This is a genomic window from Acinetobacter sp. YH16031 (genome assembly GCF_013417335.1).
Taxonomy (GTDB): Bacteria; Pseudomonadota; Gammaproteobacteria; order Pseudomonadales; family Moraxellaceae; genus Acinetobacter.
Genome location: NZ_VPED01000149.1, coordinates 1 through 1,564 on the forward strand (window position 1 = coordinate 1; position 1,564 = coordinate 1,564).

Here is a 1,564-nt window from a genome sequence, read left to right on the forward strand (position 1 = left end):
GGGCGAAATGTTAGGTTTTTGACTTTAAGTGGGGGCGAAATGTTAGGTTAGTGGGGGCGAAATGTTAGGTTAGTGGGGGCGAAATGTTAGGTTAGTGGGGGCGAAATGTTAGGTGGTAATCAAGATATGCTTGACTTAATAAGTGGGGGTAAGTAGCATTGAAAATACCACCACATAATAGAAGAATAGTGATTTTAGATGGCTGTATCATTAAAGAAAATTAAAAATTTTGAGGAACATGACAAATCTCTTTTTCCTCTTTCAGCACCTGCCAAACGTTATCCAAAAGACTATGCTGTCTTTCAAAATATTTTCTGGCAATTGAAGCATGAGAAATCACCAAAAGACGATATTCTAAAATTGCTATTCTTTTTTAGCCCTAAAGTTCGGCTAGCATCAGATCCCAATGAAACAACAGAATTCACTGTAACAGCTAAAGAATATGCTGAATTGACGGGCTTAAAGCCAAGCAGTGCTTATGTAGCCTTAAACCGAGTAGTAGATGCTCTCTACGACCACAGTGTAGTTTTTTATCATCCTGGAAAAGATCGAGATATTCGAACAAGACTCATTAGTACATGCTCATACAAGGATGGATGTTTTTATATTTCTTTCACGCATTTTGCCCTATACATTATGTATGTTTTTAATAAACAAAATTCGTATACAAAATTTAAAGTTAAATCGGCTGTTGCCTTACATGGTCACGGTTTAAAACTTTACCCATTCTTGGTACAAAATGAATTTCGGTCTAATTTCGATGTATCCATCAAAGAATTAAAAAGTGCTTTAGGTCTGGCAGAAAATTCATACCCAGAATATAGAGATTTCAAAAGTACTATTCTTAAACCCCACATTGATGACATTAACTCTAAAACAGAACTTACTATTGAGTTTAAAGCAGTCAAGAAAGAAGGACGCAAAGCTAGTCATGTTAATTTTATAGTTAGAAAAAAGAAAACTATTGGAGCTAATCAACAAAGTGAAACTGGTAGTAACCAAGAGCAAAATAAAATAACTGCAAAAATGGTTTATTTAACGATAATTCAAAGTGAAGAATTGAGCTTGAGATTCAAAGAATCTGGTGAGACTACAGACGAATTAGTAGAAAGAATAAAAATTGATTTTAAAAATAACGAAGGTAATAGATGGATTGAAAAACTAGCAGAATTCAATATCGACTTTACTATTGAACAAAAAGTTTGAAAAATTGCTGCTATACCTAGAAAAGTACGATTTAATTCAAAATAAGATATATGTTCAGCTAAGATGTTCAGATGAACATGCTTAAACACGCGCTGAGGGATTACATTGAACAAAACAAAATTTAGCATAATGGACGCAAGTAAAGCTTTTAAAAAATCAAGAACAACAATCTATGAATCTATAAAAAGTGGTGAATTATCAAGAGATCATGATGGACTTATAGACTTATCGGAACTTATCAGAGTTTATGGCAATCCAGTCAGTGTTCAGTCCAGTACACGTACTGAACAAGTCCAGAAGGATGTACAGGTACACGTTCAGTCTGAAATTGAAAATGTATTAAAAGATCAAATTTCTT

Annotated in this window: 2 protein-coding genes; both read left to right on the forward strand. The window is 33.6% G+C overall.

The genetic code is table 11. The annotated features are described in order from the left end of the window. Positions 1 to 198 precede the first annotated feature (198 nt). Positions 199 to 1,206 carry a replication initiation protein gene (locus tag FTV31_RS16735; RefSeq protein ID WP_004967300.1) on the forward strand — a complete coding sequence of 336 codons (1,008 nt, stop codon included), beginning with the start codon at positions 199 to 201 and terminating at the stop codon, positions 1,204 to 1,206. A 105-nt stretch (positions 1,207 to 1,311) separates the two neighbouring features. Then, the coding region (locus FTV31_RS16740) for a plasmid replication DNA-binding protein (RefSeq protein WP_373686998.1) at positions 1,312 to 1,564 on the forward strand (253 nt) is incomplete at its 3' end.

What these genes read in the sequence shown, in the direction of transcription:
- FTV31_RS16735 (WP_004967300.1), top strand. Translation starts at nt 199, where the DNA reads ATGGCTGTATCATTAAAGAAAATTAAAAATTTTGAGGAACATGACAAA.